Origin of the sequence: Lachnotalea sp. AF33-28 (assembly GCF_003477885.1) — a bacterium.
Classification (GTDB): Bacteria; Bacillota; Clostridia; order Lachnospirales; family Lachnospiraceae; genus AF33-28.
The window spans coordinates 200,866-220,555 of the sequence record NZ_QUEE01000010.1; the positions used below are offsets into that span (position 1 = coordinate 200,866).

At 50.7% G+C, this 19,690-nt stretch carries 16 protein-coding genes and 1 pseudogene; 16 read left to right on the plus strand and 1 reads right to left on the minus strand.

Annotation, left to right across the window (positions count from 1 at the left end):
• Positions 1 to 79 precede the first annotated feature (79 nt).
• The 10 genes and pseudogenes from DWZ56_RS15200 (at position 80) to DWZ56_RS15245 (ending at position 14,344) form a co-directional block, all read left to right on the plus strand.
• Positions 80 to 1,168: a substrate-binding domain-containing protein gene (locus DWZ56_RS15200; protein ID WP_118557482.1), complete on the plus strand. Its 1,089-nt coding sequence runs from the start codon at positions 80 to 82 to the stop codon at positions 1,166 to 1,168.
• 77 nt (positions 1,169 to 1,245) lie between these two features.
• A complete protein-coding gene (locus DWZ56_RS15205) occupies positions 1,246 to 2,448 on the plus strand; it encodes an ABC transporter substrate-binding protein (protein ID WP_243095294.1) in 1,203 nt (400 codons plus the stop codon).
• 223 nt (positions 2,449 to 2,671) lie between these two features.
• Positions 2,672 to 3,580 carry a carbohydrate ABC transporter permease gene (locus DWZ56_RS15210; RefSeq protein WP_118557483.1) on the plus strand — a complete coding sequence of 303 codons (909 nt, stop codon included), beginning with the start codon at positions 2,672 to 2,674 and terminating at the stop codon, positions 3,578 to 3,580.
• A gap of 12 nt (positions 3,581 to 3,592) precedes the next feature.
• Positions 3,593 to 4,483 carry a carbohydrate ABC transporter permease gene (locus DWZ56_RS15215; protein WP_118557484.1) on the plus strand — a complete coding sequence of 297 codons (891 nt, stop codon included), beginning with the start codon at positions 3,593 to 3,595 and terminating at the stop codon, positions 4,481 to 4,483.
• A 28-nt stretch (positions 4,484 to 4,511) separates the two neighbouring features.
• A complete protein-coding gene (locus DWZ56_RS15220) occupies positions 4,512 to 5,693 on the plus strand; it encodes a hypothetical protein (protein ID WP_118557485.1) in 1,182 nt (393 codons plus the stop codon).
• The gene (locus DWZ56_RS15225) at positions 5,686 to 7,107 is read left to right on the plus strand and encodes a sulfatase family protein (protein WP_118557486.1); all 1,422 of its coding nucleotides are present in this window, start codon (positions 5,686 to 5,688) and stop codon (positions 7,105 to 7,107) included. Before DWZ56_RS15220 ends, DWZ56_RS15225 begins: the two co-directional genes overlap by 8 nt.
• A 153-nt stretch (positions 7,108 to 7,260) precedes the next feature.
• Positions 7,261 to 8,429 (plus strand): annotated as a pseudogene (locus DWZ56_RS15230) (glycoside hydrolase family 88 protein).
• A 30-nt stretch (positions 8,430 to 8,459) separates the two neighbouring features.
• Positions 8,460 to 10,511 carry a DUF2264 domain-containing protein gene (locus DWZ56_RS15235; protein ID WP_243095295.1) on the plus strand — a complete coding sequence of 684 codons (2,052 nt, stop codon included), beginning with the start codon at positions 8,460 to 8,462 and terminating at the stop codon, positions 10,509 to 10,511.
• A gap of 247 nt (positions 10,512 to 10,758) precedes the next feature.
• The gene (locus DWZ56_RS15240; protein WP_118557487.1) at positions 10,759 to 12,564 is read left to right on the plus strand and encodes an ABC transporter ATP-binding protein; all 1,806 of its coding nucleotides are present in this window, start codon (positions 10,759 to 10,761) and stop codon (positions 12,562 to 12,564) included.
• Positions 12,548 to 14,344 carry an ATP-binding cassette domain-containing protein gene (locus tag DWZ56_RS15245; RefSeq protein WP_118557488.1) on the plus strand — a complete coding sequence of 599 codons (1,797 nt, stop codon included), beginning with the start codon at positions 12,548 to 12,550 and terminating at the stop codon, positions 14,342 to 14,344. The genes DWZ56_RS15240 and DWZ56_RS15245 overlap by 17 nt, the downstream gene beginning before the upstream one ends.
• Before the next feature lie 53 nt (positions 14,345 to 14,397).
• Here DWZ56_RS15245 and DWZ56_RS15250 read toward each other — a convergent pair whose 3' ends face one another.
• Entirely contained in the window at positions 14,398 to 14,949 is a 552-nt protein-coding gene (locus DWZ56_RS15250; protein WP_158584618.1) for an RNA polymerase sigma factor, read from the minus strand.
• 396 nt (positions 14,950 to 15,345) lie between these two features.
• Between DWZ56_RS15250 and DWZ56_RS15255 the strand changes: the two genes are divergently transcribed.
• From DWZ56_RS15255 to DWZ56_RS15275, 6 genes are all read left to right on the plus strand, one after another.
• A complete protein-coding gene (locus tag DWZ56_RS15255; RefSeq protein WP_147369433.1) occupies positions 15,346 to 16,026 on the plus strand; it encodes an ABC-2 family transporter protein in 681 nt (226 codons plus the stop codon).
• 2 nt (positions 16,027 to 16,028) lie between these two features.
• Positions 16,029 to 16,823, plus strand: coding sequence for an ABC transporter permease (locus DWZ56_RS15260; RefSeq protein WP_158584619.1), 795 nt, complete (start codon positions 16,029 to 16,031; stop codon positions 16,821 to 16,823).
• Between the two features lies 1 nt (position 16,824).
• Entirely contained in the window at positions 16,825 to 17,031 is a 207-nt protein-coding gene (locus tag DWZ56_RS23205) for a hypothetical protein (RefSeq protein WP_243095297.1), read from the plus strand.
• Positions 17,007 to 17,738 (plus strand): ABC transporter ATP-binding protein, encoded by a 732-nt coding sequence (locus DWZ56_RS15265; RefSeq protein WP_243095306.1) that lies wholly within the window; start codon positions 17,007 to 17,009, stop codon positions 17,736 to 17,738. Before DWZ56_RS23205 ends, DWZ56_RS15265 begins: the two co-directional genes overlap by 25 nt.
• Before the next feature lie 192 nt (positions 17,739 to 17,930).
• Positions 17,931 to 19,106 (plus strand): ATP-binding protein, encoded by a 1,176-nt coding sequence (locus tag DWZ56_RS15270; RefSeq protein WP_118557492.1) that lies wholly within the window; start codon positions 17,931 to 17,933, stop codon positions 19,104 to 19,106.
• Between the two features lie 194 nt (positions 19,107 to 19,300).
• Positions 19,301 to 19,552, plus strand: coding sequence for a TIGR04076 family protein (locus DWZ56_RS15275; RefSeq protein WP_118557493.1), 252 nt, complete (start codon positions 19,301 to 19,303; stop codon positions 19,550 to 19,552).
• Positions 19,553 to 19,690 lie beyond the last annotated feature (138 nt).

A 19,690-nucleotide genomic window follows, 5' to 3' on the forward strand; every position in this document is an offset into this window, starting at 1 on the left:
CGTAAACGATAACGTAAATGTTTACGAAAAGGATAACTTAGCGCAATCACTATAAAAGACGGAAGGAACAGGAGATATTATGGCAAAAAGTGAAGAAGCATCTGGAGCGACATTGAAGGATATTTCCAAAGCGCTGAATGTGTCATCCACCACCGTGCACCGCGCGCTGGCAGGCAAAGAAGGTATCAGCGACTCATTGAGAGAGAAGATCCTGAAAACAGCGGAAGAAATGGGGTATAAGCTCAATTATGCCGCGTCCTCCATGAAGCGCAAGGCCGTTAAGATTGCGGTGCTGCTGCCCGCGGAGACAGAAGGCGGGAGCATGTACTTCGCCTATCTGTGGAAGGGATGCCGCAGTTATCTGAAGGAGATCGAAGCGCTGAATGTGGTGACCGAGGAGTACGGCATTCAGAATGAGGAAGAGCAGGCGATGATCCTGAAACAGATCGCGGATGCCGGGCCGGAGGTATACAGCGGCGTGCTCACATTTTCCTATACGAGGCAGCAGGCGGTGATGACACAGTATGTCCGGCTGACCGCGCAGAAGATCCCGGTGGTGGTGCTGGATGACGAGCTGACCGGCATAGACGGGCTCTACTGCATATCGCCTTCCGAAAAGCTGATCGGAGAACTGTGCGCCGAATTTTTCTCACTGGCTGTTCCGAAAGAGGGCACGATCATCGTATCCGGCGGGAAGAAGGACTCCAAGGTTCACGCAAATATGGTGAGCAGCTTCTGCGGCTATCTCAAAGAGCATTGCCCGGGAGTGAAGGTGTCGCAGACGCCTCCCTATGAGACCAATGGGAAGAACGAAGCGGACTATGGGGAATTCTGCCAGAGGCTGACATCCATTCCCGATGTGATCGGCGTATATGCCCTCACTTCCAGATCCAATGACGCTTTGGCGAAAGCGCTGACGGATACGGGCATGAAGGGAAAGGTGAGGGCCATCGGTTCCGATCTGTATGATAAAAGTGCACAGTATCTGCAGGATGGGGTATTTGATGTGCTGATTTATAAAAACGCGTTTGACAAAGGTGTTACGGCGCTGCGGCTGCTGACGGACTGCATCATAAAGCATATCATCCCGCCGGCGAAAAGCACCTGCATCATCAGTTTGATATTTAAGAGCAATCTGCAGTTTTACGAGGACGTGTTCCGGCTGTAACAAAAGTTAGCTTTGCCCATTCATTTGGGACCTCATGGGGTACCAGTTAAAATATAAGCGGAAAAAGGAGAAGGTTTATGAAAAAAAGAATCGCAGCAACACTTCTGACAGGAATTCTGACACTCACGATGCTGGCCGGGTGCGCACAGGGCTCAGGGCAGACGGAGACAAGCGGCACTACGCCGGCAGCGCAGCCGGCTGGATCCACTGCGGCGGGGGGAGAGAATACGGATGCACCGGACTATTCCGGCATTAAGCTGGTCTATTGGTCCAATTGGGAAGCGACGGAACCACAGGGCATCGTGATCAAGGAAGCGGTGGAAGCTTATGAGAAAGAGACCGGCGTCGAGATTGATCTGGAGTTTAAAGGGCGCAAAGGAATCAAGGAAGGCCTGATCCCGGCGCTGGATGCGGATCAGCAGGTGGACCTGTTCGACGGACAGGGGAATAAGAGCAACTATGGAGACCGTACCGTCAGTCTGGAAGATTTGGTGAAACAGTTTGATTATGAGAAGGATACGAATCCTGTCATGATGGAACTGGCGAGAAGCTATACGGACGGTGTGCTCAAAGAGATTCCTTATCAGTTTAAGGCGAACGCTTATCTCTACAATAAGAAGCTGTTCCGCGATGCCGGCATCGATAAAGCTCCCTCCAACTGGACTGAATTTCTGGACACATGCCAGAAGCTGAAAGATTCCGGAGTGATCCCACTGACCACCGATGACGCGTACGCTCCTCAGGCATTCGGCATGCATCTGGCCAGGCTGATGGGCAGCGACGGCGTGAATGAGGTGATGTTTAACGAAAACGGCGGCTGGGAAAGACCGGAGGTGCTTCAGGCTGCCAAGGCCTTTGAGGATCTGGCGGGCAAAGGGTATTTCTCCCCTCTGGTGGGTTCAAACGTATGGCCTACCGGACAGAATACCGAGTTTGCGGTGGGAAAGGCTGCAATGTATTGCGTAGGAACCTATGTGCCCAACGAAGTGAAGACAATTACCGGCGGAGATTTTGAATGGGGATTTTTCAACTATCCGGAAGTGGAAGGCGGCGTAAATGGCACTGAGGCCATGGTGGTAGGCGCGCAGAGCTTTGCGATCACATCCAAGTGCGAGCATCCGGAAGCGGCTTTCGGTCTGATTGAAAAGCTGACAAGAGGGGAATACGATGCGAAACTGGCGGCGGAGACCCTGGGCCTTCCCGCAGATCTGAACAATACATCCTGGCCGGCAGAACTTACAGAACTGCACGACGATTTTCCCGACCTCCGGCGGTGCTGAAAATAACCCGGATGCAACACCGGTTCTGAAAGAAAATCTGATGAACCTGTATGCGGGTAAGATCACTGCCGAACAGTTTGTAGCCAATATGTCGGCGGCTGCTAAATAACCGGTGCATGGTATGGCGGAGGCGGGCGATGCCCGCCTCTCCTGTTGCATAGAAATTGCCGCAGGCGGAGAATCCGGCGAGCGGAATTCCTTATTTAAGAAATGAGGGGGTACAATGAAGCGTAACAAAAGTATGATACTGGCCTTTACCATACCGGGCACCCTGCTGTTCCTGCTGACTTTCGTATATCCGATTATACGGACGGTCATCATGAGCTTCTTCTCCATCACGGAAATCACGGATCCGGTATCCAAATGGGCTTTCAGCGGAATCCAAAATTATACGGCATTATTTCAGAACAGTCTGTTCCAGACGTCTTTATGGAATCTTTTCCGCATATGGCTGTACGGCGGAATCATTATCATGGCGGTGTCCCTGCTGCTGGCGACCATACTGACCAGTGGCGTGCGCGGCAAGGGCTTTTTCCAGGCCGCGATTTATCTGCCCAATGTTATCAGCGCTGTGGCTATGGCAACGATGTGGATCCAATACGTGTTTAACTCATCCTATGGCTTCCTGACCAATTTTTTCAAAGCGCTCCATCTGGATGCTCTGGCAAGTATTCAGTGGCTGGACGGGGATCACAAGTTCTGGGCACTGCTCATATCCTACTGCTTCGGCATGATCGGCCATCATATGCTTATCTGGATCAGCGGCATTGAGCGGATCAGCACCGATTACTACGAGGCGGCGGGCATCGACGGCGCGAACAAGATCAAACAGTTTTTCCATATCACGCTGCCGCTGCTCAAAGGTATACTTAGGACTAACATCATTATGTGGTCCATAAGCGTGGCGGGCTTTTTCATCTGGTCACAGCTGTTCTCGCCATTGACGCCGGATACTTCAACGGTAGTTCCTATGGTCTATATGTATGTGAAGCTGTTTGGGGCCGACAGTGTGGACGTGGTTTCCAGGGATGCCGGAAGCGGCGCTGCCATCGGCATTATTCTCTGTCTCTTTATTGTAATCATCTTCAACGTGGCCAACAGGCTGCTTAAAGATGACGATCTGGAATTTTAGGAGGTACGCGCTGTGCTTAGAAGAACAAAAAAGGAGCGGAAGGCTCCGGAGCCGTTTAACCTGAAAAAAGAGATACGCCTGCTTCCCGGATATATCATACTGATCCTTTGGGTCGCATTTACCGCGGTTCTGCTGGGGTGGGTGCTGGCGGCCAGCCTGTCCACCTCCGCGGATATCTTTACCGGAACCGTCCTGAAATTTAACAGCGGTCTCCACTGGGAGAACTATAAGAAGGCGTGGTTTTCCTCCAATGTGTCCGTGTTTTTCACGAATTCACTGGTCTATGCAACCACCTCCTGTGTCCTTTTGATCGTGATCTGCGCGCCCTTTGCCTATGTGCTGCAGCGTTTTCCGTTCAGGGGACGTGATTTGATCAAGAGTTCGCTGGCAGCCACCATGGGTGTTCCGATCATCATGGTGATCATTCCGCTGTATACGATGATCGCCAGATCCGGAGTATTAAAGAATACGATGTCCAACCGGATCGTTTTGATCGCGCTGTTTGTGGCCACCAAGATCCCTTATACGACCACGTTTCTGACCGCGTATTTCGCCAACATCTCCAGCTCCTATGAAGAGGCGGCGGCCATCGACGGATGCCATCCGGTAAAGACCTTTTGGAAGATCGTATTTCCGCTGGTCCAGGGAGGCCTTGTGACAGTGACCATCTTTAACTTCATCAGCATCTGGAACGAATATTTCCTGTCCCTGCTCTTTGTGAATTCCGACAGCCTACGGCCTGTGGCGCTGGGACTGTTCTCGATGATCAACGGCATGAAGTACAGCGGCGACTGGTCGGGGCTGTTCGCATCCGTCATCATTGTGTTCCTGCCCACCTTTATCCTGTATCTGTTCCTCTCTAAGAAGATTATCGGAGGACTGACCGGAGGAATTAAGGGTTAACCGACTTGTAAGAAGGGAGTCATGAGCTGTGACAACAGAAGAGATACTTGAGAATTTAAGCGGGGTGGAGGAACCCATCGGATCCGTCCGCATCTATCTGAAAAACATTTATGCCACAAAGAGGTTCAGCTTCGGCACATGGAACAGCAGACAGCACCTGATTGCTGCGGTGCATGCAGGCGGCGAGACGGGCTATGCGGAGAGCATCATCACCGTAAATGAGCCGGAGGTTTCTCTGGACAGCTGCTTACAGCGGGCGGAAAGCCTGACGGGAAAGAGCGTTTCCGCGGCGATCACCGAAGTGCGGAGACAGCGCGGCATCTGGCCGGAGCATTATGTGGAAATGATGGAGATGGCTCTGGTGGATCTGGCCGGCAAGCTGAAAAAGAGGCCCGCACTTGCGCTTTTAGGGCTTAAGGGAACGGAGCCGGTATACGGCGTCTATGTGATACTAAGCGATGACCTTAAGGATGTGGCGGCTAAAACTGACTGGGCGGTGGAGCACGGCCGGGAGCGCTATATCAAGGTTAAGCTGTTTGGAGATAACGAACTGGACTGCGGGGTGATCCGCACGGTCCGGCAGCACACAAAAGGAAGGAATACATACCTGATCGGCGATGTAAACGGCGGATACTGTATGCCGGGAGAGGATGTGCCGCTGGAGCAGATCGCGGTAAACCTTATGAACCTGCGGGAAGCGGGGCTTAATGCATGTGAGGATCCCGCCTATATCAGCCTGAATGACTGGGTGAAGCTGCAAACCCTGGCGGGGGATTTAAGTCTGATCCCGGATTACCCCCTGCGCCCTTCCAGAAAATCGATTCATGAGATCCTGCCCGGCATGGGCCGCATCTATAATATCCATCCGGATTCTGCAGGTTCAATCATCGATGTGGTGGCGCTGGCAGGCCGGATACGTGAACTGGGGGCGGGGCTGATGGTTGGCGACGACAGCCTGGTGGGCCCCTCCGCAACGATCTGGCAGCAGCTGGCGGTAGGGCTTGGAGCGCAGTGGGTGGAGGCTACGGAAAAAGACGGGGAATCAGAGTTCTATTACCGCTGTGTGCAGGAGATTCCGACGGACAGCAGGATCAATCCCATCGGGGTGAAGTCTTGCTTTGGTTTCGGCATCCGTCTGGATGAGGAACTGTTAAGCCGGGAGGCGGACCGCTCTGTGACCGCAGGAGAGACAGGAGATGCACATGAATAAAAAAAATCTGCTTTTTGTATTCGCGGACCAGTGGCGCGGCAGCGCCATCGGTTATGCCAGAGAGGACCCGGTGCAAACGCCGGTCATGGACCGCTTTTGTGAAGAATCGGTTTACTGTGACCATGCATTCAGCACATTTCCGTTGTGTTCGCCCCACCGCGCAAGCCTTCTGACAGGCAGATATCCTCTATCCACCGGATTTTTTACCAACTGTAAGACCGGGCTTTCGATGCGCCTTCAGGACGGGGAGATCGGTATCGGCCAGGTGCTTAAAGAAGCCGGCTATCAGACCGCATATATCGGAAAATGGCATCTGGATGAGCCGGAACGAAACCGTGAGGAGAATCCGGCATCCGGAGCACTGGGCTGGGATGCGTTTACGCCTCCCGGAGTGCGGCGCCACGGATTTGATTACTGGTATTCTTATGGCGCCTGGGATGCCCACCTTCATCCCCATTACTGGCTGGATACACCGGATATGATCCGGGTGGATCAGTGGTCGGTGGAGCATGAGACCGATGCGGCTATCCGGTATCTGGAGTGTGTGCGGGACAAAGAAAGGCCGTTTGCCATGTATATTTCATGGAATCCACCCCACAGCCCCTATGATGAGGTGCCGGATCAATATCTGGAGGCCTTTGAGGGCCGTGAACTCCGGCTGCGCGGAAATGTACGGGCGGATCATCTCCACCATCACACGGAGGAACCGGTGTCCGGCGGACGGGAGGAGCTAATGCGCATGACACGGCAGTATTATGCTGCGGTGGCAGGGCTGGATGAACAGTTCGGCAGGCTCCTTAAAGCCCTGAAAAGAGAAGGGCTCTATGAGGACACGGTCATCGTGCTGTCCTCAGATCATGGGGATATGATGGGAAGCCATGGGCTGATGGGAAAGCATGTCTGGTATGAGGAATCGGTGCATATCCCGTTTGTGGTGCGCGATCCCGGTACAAAGCCCCATACCTGCACGACCTGTATCGGAAGCCAGGATATGATGCCTACGGTGCTGGGGCTTTTGGATGTGCCGGTGCCGGACACGGTGGAAGGTGAGGACTGCGCCCCTATTCTGCGTTCCGGTGAGGAGGAGCCTGATAAGGTGAGCTTTCTGTGTGCCTGCCCGGGAAGGGCGCTGTATCTGGAGGAGTTTTATAAGGCGGGGATGGACCCGATGCGGTATGGATGGCGTGGCGTACGGACCGCGAGATACACCTATGTGATGGATGCAGGCTATCATCCCGTACCGCAGCCGGAGTGCCTACGATATCTGTACGACAATGAGCTGGACCCGCTGCAGCAGGAGCCGCTGGATCTTAAATCGGAAGAAAATAAAGCGCTTGCAGAGCGTCTGGAGAGGATGACGGTCGACTGGATGAAAGCGCAGCAGGATCATTTCATATGCTGCGAGGGCCTGTGATGCTCTGCGAAGATCTGTGAAGGCCTGCGGCATAAGAAAGATTCAGATCGTGTCACCAACCGCAGGTTGATGAACGCACACATCAGTGTGCTTCTGAATGTTTAGAGGAGGAATAAGTTGAGGGGATATATAACGAGAGAGGGCATTGCACAAATGCCTGAGGCCGCGATGCCGGAAGTGCGTAAGGCGATGGAATGCTGTATGGAGCAGGTGAAGCGCGCGGTCATCCGCTACAAAGACCGGTTTCCGGAAGATAACAGCGACAATGGGTTTTATAGATTAAGGGAAAATATCGGCTGGACAACCGGCTTCTGGACCGGTGAAGTGTGGCTGGCCTATGAGAACGCAGCTGACGGTGAAACCCGCAGGCTGCTCAAAGAGAGCGGCAGTCGGCAGGTCCTCTCATTTCTGGAAAGAATCCGCGCCAAGACAGATGTGGATCACCATGATATGGGCTTTTTGTTCACGCCATCCTGTGTGGCCGCATATATGCTGACCGGCATGAAGGAAGCCCGGGAAGCGGCTGTTGCGGCTGCTGACCGGCTGATATCCAGGTTTCAGCCCGTGGGTGGCTTTATACAGGCCTGGGGGGCGTATGGAGCGCCGGACAATTACAGATTTATCATAGACTGTCTCTTAAATCTGCCGCTGCTCTATTGGGCCAGCGAAGAAACGGGGGACAGAAGATACCGTGAAATCGCCGACCAGCATGTGCATACGGCCATGAAATACGTGATCCGTGAAGATGATTCCACCTGGCATACCGTGTTCATGAATCCGGTGATAGGGGAATTTGACCACGGCGCCACATGCCAGGGCTATCAGGACGGCTCCGCCTGGGCGAGAGGCCAGGCCTGGGGAATCTACGGCACCGCTCTGGCTTATAAGTATACGAAGCGGGAAGAGTATATCGGATATTTCCGCAGAATCACGGGATATTACCTGGAGCATCTCCCGGCGGATCTGTGCCCTTACTGGGATCTCATCTTCAGCGACGCATATGGCAGCGATGAACCCAGGGATTCTTCATCCGCGGCCATCGCGGCCTGCGGCCTGCTGGAGATGAGCAGACATCTGGACGGAAAGGAAAAAAAGACTGCGAAAGCCTTGCCGGAAAATTTGTTAAGACGCTGATCGATCATTATCAGGTGAAGGATCCTGCCATATCCGACGGACAGCTCCTGCATGGGGTGTATGCGAAGAAAACGCCGTACAACACCTGCCGGGAAAGCGGCGTGGACGAATGCGTGATCTGGGGGGATTATTATTTCATGGAAGCCTTAAACAGGATGCTGAATCCTGAATGGAACGTATACTGGTAGTGCAGGGAATGCGCAGAAATGAGGAGCAGGATGATGGAGCAGGGATGGAAACCGTCCGGGACAGATTTCCGTCTGTCCCCATACACAGGTTTGACGAGAGAATCCTGGATAGATGCGGGGAAATATCTTTTGACAGGAATCTTTCAGAACATACAGAATTTTGACGATCCGGTGGTGATGCCCCGCTATGAGACGGAGGTGACATACCCCAATGCGCATACGCCGGGGCATAAGATCCAGGCGGAATATTTTGAGGGTCTGGCGCGATCCTTTTTTCTGGCGGCGCCCATGATCCATGCGGAGCCGGAGCTTACGGTCTGCGGCTATCGGATGCGGGATTATTACAGGAGCCAGGTGCTTCGCTCCTGCACAAAGGGAGATCCCAACTGGGTGCTCGATATGGAGAGCATGAAAGCGGCGGAGGGAGGAGATGACCCTTTTTGCACCTTCCAGCAGACCGTGGAGACAGGCGCTCTGGTGATCTGCCTATGGCTCTGCCGTGAGGAGATCTGGGATACCTACACGAAGGAGGAGAAAGACCGGATCGCTTATTTTATCAAAGACTACGCCCAGGGCTGCACGATCCCGCATAACTGGAGGCTGTTTAATATGCTGGATATGGCGTTTCTTTATATGGAGGGCTATGAGATCGACCGTGATATCATGCGGGATCATGCCCAGGCCATCCTGGGATGGTATGCCGGGGACGGATGGTACAGGGATGGCCATAGCTTTGACTACTATTCCTGCTGGGCGTTTAATGTCTACACCGCATTTTGGAATCTCTGGTACGGCTATGAGGAGGAGCCGTATCTCGCGGCGCGGTTTGAGGAGCAGTCGAACCGCCTGATGGAAACCTACGGGGATTTTTTTGACAGGGACGGCTGGACCAATATGTGGGGGAGAAGCTGCATCTACCGAAACGCGTCCACCTCCGCTTTTGCTGGAAACCTTCTCATGAGAAACCCGGCGGCGGACCCAGGGCTCGCAAGAAGGATCTGTTCCGGTTCGCTCATGCAGTTTCTATGCCGCGACGACCTGCTGTATCAGGGGGTACCTGTGCTTGGCTTTTATGGGCCGTTTCTTCCTATGGTGCAGAGTTATTCCTGCGCAGAATCACCGTTTTGGCTGGCGAAGGCATTTTTGTGCCTGTACTTCCCTAAGGATCATCCGTTCTGGACCGAGAGGGAACGGGGCGGCACATGGGAGAGTCTTGGCGTAAGAGAGACGAAGACGACGGTGCTGGACGGTCCCGGGCTGTGCTTTTGTAATCATGGCGCCAACGGCACCACTGAGCTTCGGACAGGGAAGGCGGAAAAGGAAGCGGGTGATGACCGCGGAATGTGGAATTACTGCAAGCTCTCCTACAGCACCAAATATCCCTGGGAGTCAGAGCCTGTGACAGGCATTGAATCACAGCAGTATGTGCTCCGTGATCTGACAACAGATTCCTGCAGCAAGGCCAATGCGCTGCTGTGGAGCGGAGAGCGGGAGGGGGTGCTGTACCGGAGGGCAGTATTTGGCTATTCTAGCAGTGTGGAATACCTGCGCACTCCGGCCATGGATCTGGCTGATTTTGCAGTTCCTTTCGGCACTTTCCGGGCGGATAAGATGCGTTTTTTCCGCCGGCCGCTGGAGCTGACTCTGGGAGCATACGGTTTTCCGGATAACGGCACTTTAATAGAAGAAAGGGAATTGGACGGGGCGAAGGCAATGATTCTGAAGGGCCATGACCATATGGGACGGGAGAAACAGCTGGCCATGACCGTATTTGACGGATGGGACAGTCTGGAGCTGGTTCGGTCAGAGGGGAGAAACGCGGATTCGGCGCATTCGATGATCGTCTGCGCAAGGCTTCGGAGAGAGAAACAGTACGGATATGAGCCGTATCTGCTTCTGTCACAGGTTCTGACGAGGGAAAGCGCGGAGAATTTCACGCAGGAGGAACTGTTCCCGATAAAGGAGATACGGTATGCCGATCCAACGCGCTGCGGCGGTTACGGTCCGGTGACCGTACTGTTTAAGGACGGCACGTTGCGGACGGTGGATTTTTATGGGATGGAGGCAAGGCTGATGGTTTAGCAGTCTTGCGGCAGTTTAAAATTGCAGGGAAGACTGGAGTTTTTACGGAAAATAAGCCCGGATAAGATTTTTACTCTTATCCGGGCTTATTGGTGTTTAAAAATGAAATAGATGAGATTATCTGACGATTCCGTTTACAAATTTCCAACTCATGATATAATGGGAATACATTTGACTGAAAAGGGGAAGCACACTGAAGTGTGCGTAGGTCATCCTTCGGTTAGTGACAAGAAAGAGGGGGGAAAGTATGAAAGTGGTGAAAAACTGCGGGCTGGCATTCAAGCTGGTTTTCCGCTATGCGCCGCTGCACGGGCTTCTGTTGATTTTAGGTTTCTACATACCGGGATTTTTTCCCGGACTGCAGATTATCCTGGTGCAGAAGGTGGTGGACTCCGGGATTCTGTACACGTCCACGGGGCAGGGGCTCACACCCATGATTGTACAGGGCGTCCTGCTGGTTCTGATGCTCTTCTTCTGGACGATGCTTCAGCGCCTGGGCTCCTATGAAAACAAAGTCATCGAAACGAAGCTGACGCAGCGCATGGCAAGGGACATCATGGACAAGCTGGAGAATCTGGAATACAGCGCCTTTGAGCAAAAAGGGGCCCAGGAGGTGCTTCAGCGCATCAGCAGGGAGCCCTGGAAGGTGGTATCTCAGTGCTTTTTCTGGACGGTGATCACGACTCAGGCGGTAGTCTCTATCTTATTTACGCTGGGAGTATATCTTAGCATTTCCGTCTGGATCGGCGTCGGGCTGCTGATCATCGCCGTTCCGATGGTGGCGCTGTACTTTAATTCCGCGTACCGGCTGCGTGAAATCTACCGTGGAGCCACGGATGATAAGCGCAGGATGGCCGATCTGAAGCAGCTGTTAAGGAATAAACATGCTGTGTATGAGATGAAGGTATTTGAAAGCCAGTCGCTGCTGTCAGAAAAATGGAATGAGTACAGCGGCAAGATCGTGGAGGAGACAAAAAAAGAAAGCGGAAAGCTGATCGCCATGGATGCGGGAAGCCGGTTCTTAGGCCTCATCTATTATATCTTCATTGTCGCCATGCTCTCTTATGCGCTGCTGCACGGGACGGTTACGCTGGGCCAGTTCACCGCGGCTCTCGGTTCCATCGGGTCCATAACAAATAAGATGACCAATTCCTCCTGGCAGGTATCAGAGGCCATAAGGCGTGCGTTAGAGCTGGATTTCTACCGCGAATTTCTGGCGCTGCCCGACCGGAGCGACAAGCGGTCGGTACCGGCGGCTGCCGGCAGCTGTATCGAGTTTGATCATGTGAGCTTTCGCTATCCCGGAACCGACCGGGAGGTATTAAAGGACGTGACCTTCCGTATTGAAGAAGGAGAAAGAGTCGCGTTTGTCGGGGAAAACGGCGCGGGAAAGTCCACGGTGATCAAGCTTTTATGCGGCCTTTACGAACCGGTAAAGGGGCGGGTCACCATAGGCGGCGTCGATGTGCGGGACCTCTCGGAGGAGCTGAAAAGAGAGATGATTTCCGCTGTGTTCCAGGATTTCCAGAGCTATGAGCTGACCCTTAGGGAAAACGTCGCGTTCGGTTGTCTTGAGAAACTGAATCAGGATGAGGCGCTGCTCCATGCGCTCTCTCTGGCCGGAGCCAAAGAGCTGGCTGATACGGAAGATGCGGGGCTGGACCGGAATCTGGGCCATCTGACCGAAGACGGCAAGGATCTGTCCAAGGGGCAGTGGCAGCGGGTCGCCATGGCGAGAGCGTTTCTTTCCGATGCGAAATATGTGATATTGGATGAACCCACCGCCTCTCTGGACCCCATAGCGGAGAGCCATATGTATGAAAATTTTGCAAGGATTTTCAGCGAGAGAGGAACGATCATGATCTCGCACCGGCTGGCGTCGGCAAAGATGGCGGAAAAGATCCTGGTGCTGGATGACGGGAAGATCGTGCAGACCGGCAACCACGAAGCGCTGATGGAGCAGGAGGGCCTTTACCGCAGCATGTATCTGGCGCAGAGCTCCTGGTATGTAAAAGAACAGGGAGGTGACCGTGAAGATGGCGAACAAGCATGACCGTACCTATTCGCAGAATGTCCGTAAGGGCCTGCGGTATCTGAACTATGTGCTGAAGGACGGAATACGGTTTATGCCGGGATTCCTCACCTGCACGATCATCGTGCACATCATCAATGCGGTTCTGGCCGTATGGTTTCCTGTTCTGATCGCCGAGATCTTTTCCGTGGTCGGAAATCTGAATGAAGAAACGATGCCAGTCTTTCGCCGTGACATCGTCCTGCTGTGTATCAACATCGGTCTTCCTGCCGTGCTTGGCAGCGTGGAGCAGGTGCAGAAGATCTTTATGGAATGCGGCAAAGAAAAATTTTACGGCTGGAAGATGTTTGATTACGCGAAGCATATCAGCCTGGAAGCGCTGGAGAATCCGAAGACGCTTGATTCCTTTCAGAAAGCAGAGGCGGCATATACGGATTATGAGGCGATGACGCTTCTGATCACGAGGATGTTTGATATCATACAGATGGGTGCGGTATGCATCGGGACCATATATGTGACCGGATCGTTTTCTGCATGGCTGATCCCGTTCTCACTGCTGGGAATCATCCCGCATTTTGCGGTAACCGTCTATACTGAGAAACGCTATTATACCACATACCGCAGACAGACCTCGGTCAGGCGCAGGATACAGTACCTCTGGCGGCTGTTCTGTCTCAAAGATCCCGTTAAGGAGATGCGCACACTGGGATTCGGATCCTATATGAAGAAACTGTGGGTGGATTCCAATGTGACGGTGGTCAGTGAGATGGAGGCGGTGGAGCTGGCGGCCTCCCGCATGTGGATGACCGGAGCGGTGATCAAAAACACCTGCTATGCGCTCAATATCGCGATCGCTTTCATACTGATGGTGCGCGGAAACATCGCCGTGGGCCAGTTTGCCGCCTGTATATCGGCGTTCGCAACCCTGCAGGGGAACCTGATCGGGCTGGGGGACACCGTTTCCCAATTCTTTGAGCTTTATCACCGCGCAGAGGAGTACTATGACTTTTTCCAGATTGAGGCGGAGAAAGACGGGGAAGAGTCCTACAGGCCCTTTGAGCAGGAAATCACCCTGAAGGATGTACATTTCCGCTACAGCGGTTCCGACCGGGATTCTCTTAACGGCGTTGACCTGGCCATCAAAAAGGGGGAACATGTGGTGGTGGTCGGTGTAAACGGATCAGGCAAGACCACCATGTCAAAAGTGCTGACCGGCGCATATCTGGCCTCCTCCGGCACCGTAAGCTATGACGGTCAGGATATGAAGGCGCTTAAGAGAAACAGCCTGTACCGCCATATCTCTCTGGTGACGCAGGACTTTGTACATTACAACTTCACCATGCGGGAAAATATCGGCATCAGCGATTTGAGCCATATAAACGATGACAGGAGGCTCAATAAAACCGTGGAGGCGGTGGAGATGGAGGAGCTGATCCGTAACATCGGCGGTCTGGACAGCCAGCTGGGCAGAGAGTTCGGCGGCCGTGAACTCTCGGGCGGGGAATGGCAGAAGGTAGCCATCGCCCGGGGTATGTTCAAGGACAGCGATCTGATCATACTGGACGAGCCGACCAGTGCGCTAGACCCGTTGGTGGAATATGATATCCTGACCAAGTTTGTGGATCTGATTCAGGATAAGACATCGGTCATCATTTCCCACAGAGTGGGGATCTGCCGGGCGGCAGATAAGGTTGTGGTCATGAAGGACGGGCGCGTGGTGGAATGCGGCACGCACGATACGCTGAAAGAAGCGGGCGGTGAGTACAGCCGGATCTGGAATGAACAGGCAAAGTGGTATTGAATCCGGGAGGCTTCCCTTTACAGGCGGTTGGCCTGAAAGGGAAGCATCCTTTTTTAGAAGATCTGTTCATCTCCATACTTTGCATTATATGCCTCCAGGGCTTTTTTTAACGCCTTCTTTGCCCTCATTACTTTTACTGCCGCATATTCGGGCGTGATGTCGAGCGCCTGTGCGATTTCGTGATTGTTCAGCTCCGATACGAAACGCAGATATAAAACCTCTTGGTAATCTTCATCCAGACTTTGAAGCGCGTTGTGCAGTGCGGTGTCCCTTTCGTTCTGACACACCTGATCCAAGGGAAGCGGCGCCTGATCCAGCAGGGAATCCAGGTTGTAGGAATAATCCATCTTCTTCGCCTTCATTTTTCTGAAATAGTCGACACATAGGTGTTTGGCAATCGTAATAAGAAAACATTTTGTCTTAATCCCTTCCACAGCTTTAACGCTGTCGATTTGATTCGCAACCTTCAGAAAAGTATCATGTGTCATATCTTCAGCCAGCCCCTCATCTCTGACAATCCTGACGGAAACATACCATATCAGTCTCGAATATTTCACATATAGATGCCCCAGTTTCTCTTTCTCTTTTGCAGATAACGGTATCATGATTTTACCTCCAAGTTTTATCAGCCTATAACAACGTAAAAATGACATAAATATAACACTATTTTCTAAATTTAATAAAATTGTAATAAATAACTTAGGGGTCAGTTACTGTGAATCGCATCATAGCATGGCTGTTCTGCAAAAGTCAATCGGGCAGGCGGTTTATCCGTGCTTGTTCATTCAAGCGATATAAAAACGTAAAATACATTTAAGGGAAAAGGAATTGGATAGTGAGCGTTTATTTGGTACTATAGGTATAATGCGTGTACACGGCCGAGGGTAAATGGGTGATTAATTTTGATAAAAGCATATTTGCATCTGGTGTATATTGATTTTAAAAATTCCTTTGTATATAAGGCTGATACAGTTCTGGGAATAATAGCAGGCATTTTAAGTTTGTATATGTACATATTTTTATGGAGAGCTATGCTGGGAGAGTCGGCAGCGTTATCAGAGATGGTAACCTATCAGGCATTTGGGATCTTCTTAGGTTTCTGCTATGATTCAGGGGTAGCTTCGCTTGTAGGCGGACGGGTCATGGACGGGGCGATCGTGATGGATTTTATCAAACCGTATAATTACGCAGCCAGCATGCTCTGCGGATCACTTGGGCGCATGACCGGAAATCTGGTTAAGAAGGGGATTCCGTATTTAGCTGCGGCCTTTCTTACGACCGGATTTCAGGTCAGGATGCAGACAGCCATGCTTCTTCCGTTCCTTTTGATCATGGCGGGCAATATGTTTTTATACTGGCTGATCTTCTTCTGCGTGGGCCTGCTCCACTTTATGCTGGTCAGTGCGGGATGGTTTGAAAGAGTGATGAAAGACGTCATTAAACTGCTGGGAGGCAGCGTGATTCCGTTATGGATGTTTCCCGGGTTTTTATCTGGAACCGCTTCTCTGTTTCCGTTCTGGATTTTATTCCAGCTGCCGCAGAGCATGCTGGCAGGAACGGCCGCATTGGATGAACTTGGTAAGCCCATATGTATGCTTTTTGTGTGGATCGCGGTGCTGACTGCAACTGCCTATCTCTTATGGAAATTGGCAGTGAGGCGGATCACCGTACAGGGAGGCTGAACATGCGGATGATAAAATTGTATTTTCTGCATATAAAGTATGCAGTTAAGTCCGGGATGCAGTTTAAGACAAATTTTATAATGGCATGGAGCTCTAATATTCTGTCCTATCTGATTATTTATTTACAGGCGTTTATACTCACCCGAAATTATCCGGTGATTGGCGGGTGGAGCTATCCGGAAATAGTTTTATTGATGGCGATGCAGTTCTTTTCCTATTCCATCGCCAATACGCTGTTTTACGGCATCCTTCACAATATGGATCAATACATAAATAACGGCGATCTGGACCGCATGATGGTGCGCCCGGTTCATCCGATCTTCAGCATCGTGTGGAAACAGTTTAACTGGGCCGGTATCAGCCAGATTTTTCTTTCACTCGCTTTTTTAATTTATTCATTATCCGTTAATGAGATCCGCTGGTCGTGGGAGAGAGGCGCTCTTTTTTTCCTGTGTCTGGTGGGAGCGGTCTTGCTGCAGTGCGGTGTTTTTATCGGCTTTGGCGCGACGGCATTTTGGCTGAAGCGCTCTGCTTCACTGTCGCAAATGCTGTATTTCAATTTTGCGGTTTTCTCTAATTATCCTATTAACATCTATAATCGAACAATAAGGGTTATTTTGTCCACGGTGCTTCCCTGGGCATATGTAAATTTTTATCCGGCAGCGATGCTTTTGGAGAAAGAGATCGCCTGGAAACAGTTATATCTGCTGACACCGGTGATCGGAGCCGCGGCGTTCCTGCTGGGTATCCTTTTAATGCGGCGGGGGCTGTCCCGCTATGAAAGCGTAGGAAACTAAAATGAGCTTTATTGAAGTGAGAGATTTAAGAAAAGAATATAAGGTTGAAAAGAAAGGTTCGGGCAGCCATTTTTGGCGCAGGGAGTATGAGAAAAGGCATGCGGTGGACGGGATTTCCTTTACAATCGGGAGGGAGAGACCGTTGGCTGCATCGGCCCGAACGGAGCCGGTAAATCAACAACCATCAAAATGCTGTCAGGAATATTGACACCCACATCCGGAGAGGTGAATGTGGGCGGATTGATTCCGTATCGGAAGAGAAAACAGCATGCTAAGAATATCGGAGTGGTTTTTGGACAGCGGACACAGCTGTGGTGGGAACTGCCGGTGATCGATTCATTCAAACTTTTAAAAGATATATACCAGATCCCGGATGACGTTTACCGCATGAACCTGTATGTTTTTGATGAAATATTGGATTTGAAGGATTTTCTGGACAGCCCTGTGCGGCAGTTAAGCCTGGGACAGCGGGTGAGGGCGGATTTCGCGGCCTCACTGCTCCATAATCCCAGGCTGGTTTTTATGGACGAGCCGACGATAGGGCTGGATGTGCTGGCAAAAGAAAAAATCCGGAGGTTTATTCAGGAGATGAATCAGACCAGGAAAGTCACAGTGCTGATCACATCGCATGATATGGATGATATCGAGCAGATCTGTAAAAGGACAATGATTATAGACTGCGGCAGACTGGTGTATGACGGAAGAATTGATAATCTTAAGGAATTATACAATACTAAGACTTCGTTAAGCGTACAGCTGGTGAAACCGCCGGAGAAACCGCTGAATATTCCGGATTGCAGGATTACCTATAAGTCAGAAAACCAACTGCAGATTGTATTTTCCAAAAAAAAATATCGGCGCAGAAAATTCTGGAATATTTATTCGCACAATGTGAGATCAGGGATTTCGAACTGACGGAAACCTCTGTGGAGGAAATTATTAAAGAGGTGTATCGGGGAGTGGGTGAATAGTAATAGGTTAAATATTGATAATTAGTTGGATTTCGTATATAATAATATTGAATGTTAAAATAGCCGGAAAGAGGTGGTGAGGTTGGACACATATATTAAACGTCATGCAGAGCAGGCAGTGCGAAAACTCTCTTCTATGTTTGGGGCAATATTGGTTGCAGGTCCGCGGCAGGTGGGAAAGACGACCATGCTTCAGAAAATTACGGAGGGGATAAACTATGTCACTCTTGACGATCTGATTGTCAGAAGCAGTGCACAGGAGGAAAGCGGAACATTTTTCAAGGACAATCCACCGCCGGTTTTTGTGGATGAAATTCAGAAGGCACCCGAATTATTTCCATATATTAAAATGCTCATAGACTGCAGTCACAGGAAAGGCCAGTTTTTTATGTGCGGTTCACAGCAGTTTCAGATGATGAGGGGTGTCAGCGAATCTTTATCGGGACGTATTGGTTTGGTGACCCTGCTCGGACTTTCTTTGCGTGAGAGATACGGTATTGAAAACGATGCACCGTTTCTTCCCACGGATGATTATTTTTCAGAGAGAAAAAAGCAGCTTGCTGATATCTCCTATGCTGATGTCTGGAACATCATCTATCGGGGATCTATGCCGGAACTTGTCGGTAATCCTGACTTTGACTGGCAGATGTTTTATGGAGCATATGTCCGAACATATATCGAAAGGGATGTGAGAGAGCTTTCCGAGATTGGCGATATTGTAAAATTTTCTCGCTTTATGACCGCGGCAGCGGCTTCTACCGGTCAGCTTATCAATCTCGCCTCGATGGCGCGGGACGTAGGAATCAGCCAGCCCACTGCTGAACGGTGGCTGTCTATACTGGTTGCTTCTAATATAGTCTATCTGCTTAAGCCCTATTCTACGAATATTACAAAGCGTGTAATAAAGACACCGAAGCTATATTTTCTTGATACGGGACTTGCTGCTTATCTTACCCGGTGGAATACAGCCGATGTCCTGAAAAACGGAGCGATGGCAGGAGCGTTTTTTGAAAGCTTTGTTATTTCGGAAATTATTAAAAGCTACTATAATAAAGGAATTGTGGAACCTCCGCTGTACTTCTACCGGGATAAGGACATGAATGAGATTGACCTGCTAATTGAGGACAGCGGTACGCTGTATCCACTTGAAATGAAAAAGCACGCTGATCCGAAAAAGAAAGATACGGATGCTTTTGATCTGATAGATAAAATACACGGTGTGCAAAGAGGACCCGGCGGCGTGATCTGTCTGTATGACAATCTGGTCACACTGAAAGGAAATGACCGTGTGATTCCGATCAAATACCTATAGCAGGTGTAAAAATAGCAATTACTTTTGATGCTTTAGTGCCTAAATGGTTCTTGGATTTCCCATAGTGAAATAAAACGATGTGGACAAATATAAGGAAATACCATTCATACAAATAAGGAAATGATAGAGAAATTGCTATATTAGTGCTATAATCTAAACAAACAAATCAGAAGTTGCGCACAGGAGCTACAGTAATGGCAAAAGTAAAATTAACTATTACGGAAAGTAAATGCAGAGGAGGTTACTGTAAAGCGGGGGACATCTTCTTTGTCGAAGATTTATGTCCCCCGTTATGCCACGAACTTTGGAACGTCATATATCCGCTTGTATATGCCTTGCAGAACGGAGCTGAACTGGACTATGGTAATATTCGCGCTAAAAAATTCGATGTAAAATGTCCAGATGGGGGCAGAGTGAGCATTCATGGAGAAGTAATAGAGGACTGAAAAATCCAGTTTGTTTAAGGCCTTGGGGTATATGCTTTTGGAACTTGCAAAGATAAGTTTGATATATAGAATTCATTTATAGCAGATAAGGGTTTGTCAAGTAAAGTGTGTAAATTTTTTTGATTTTTTATCGGCGGT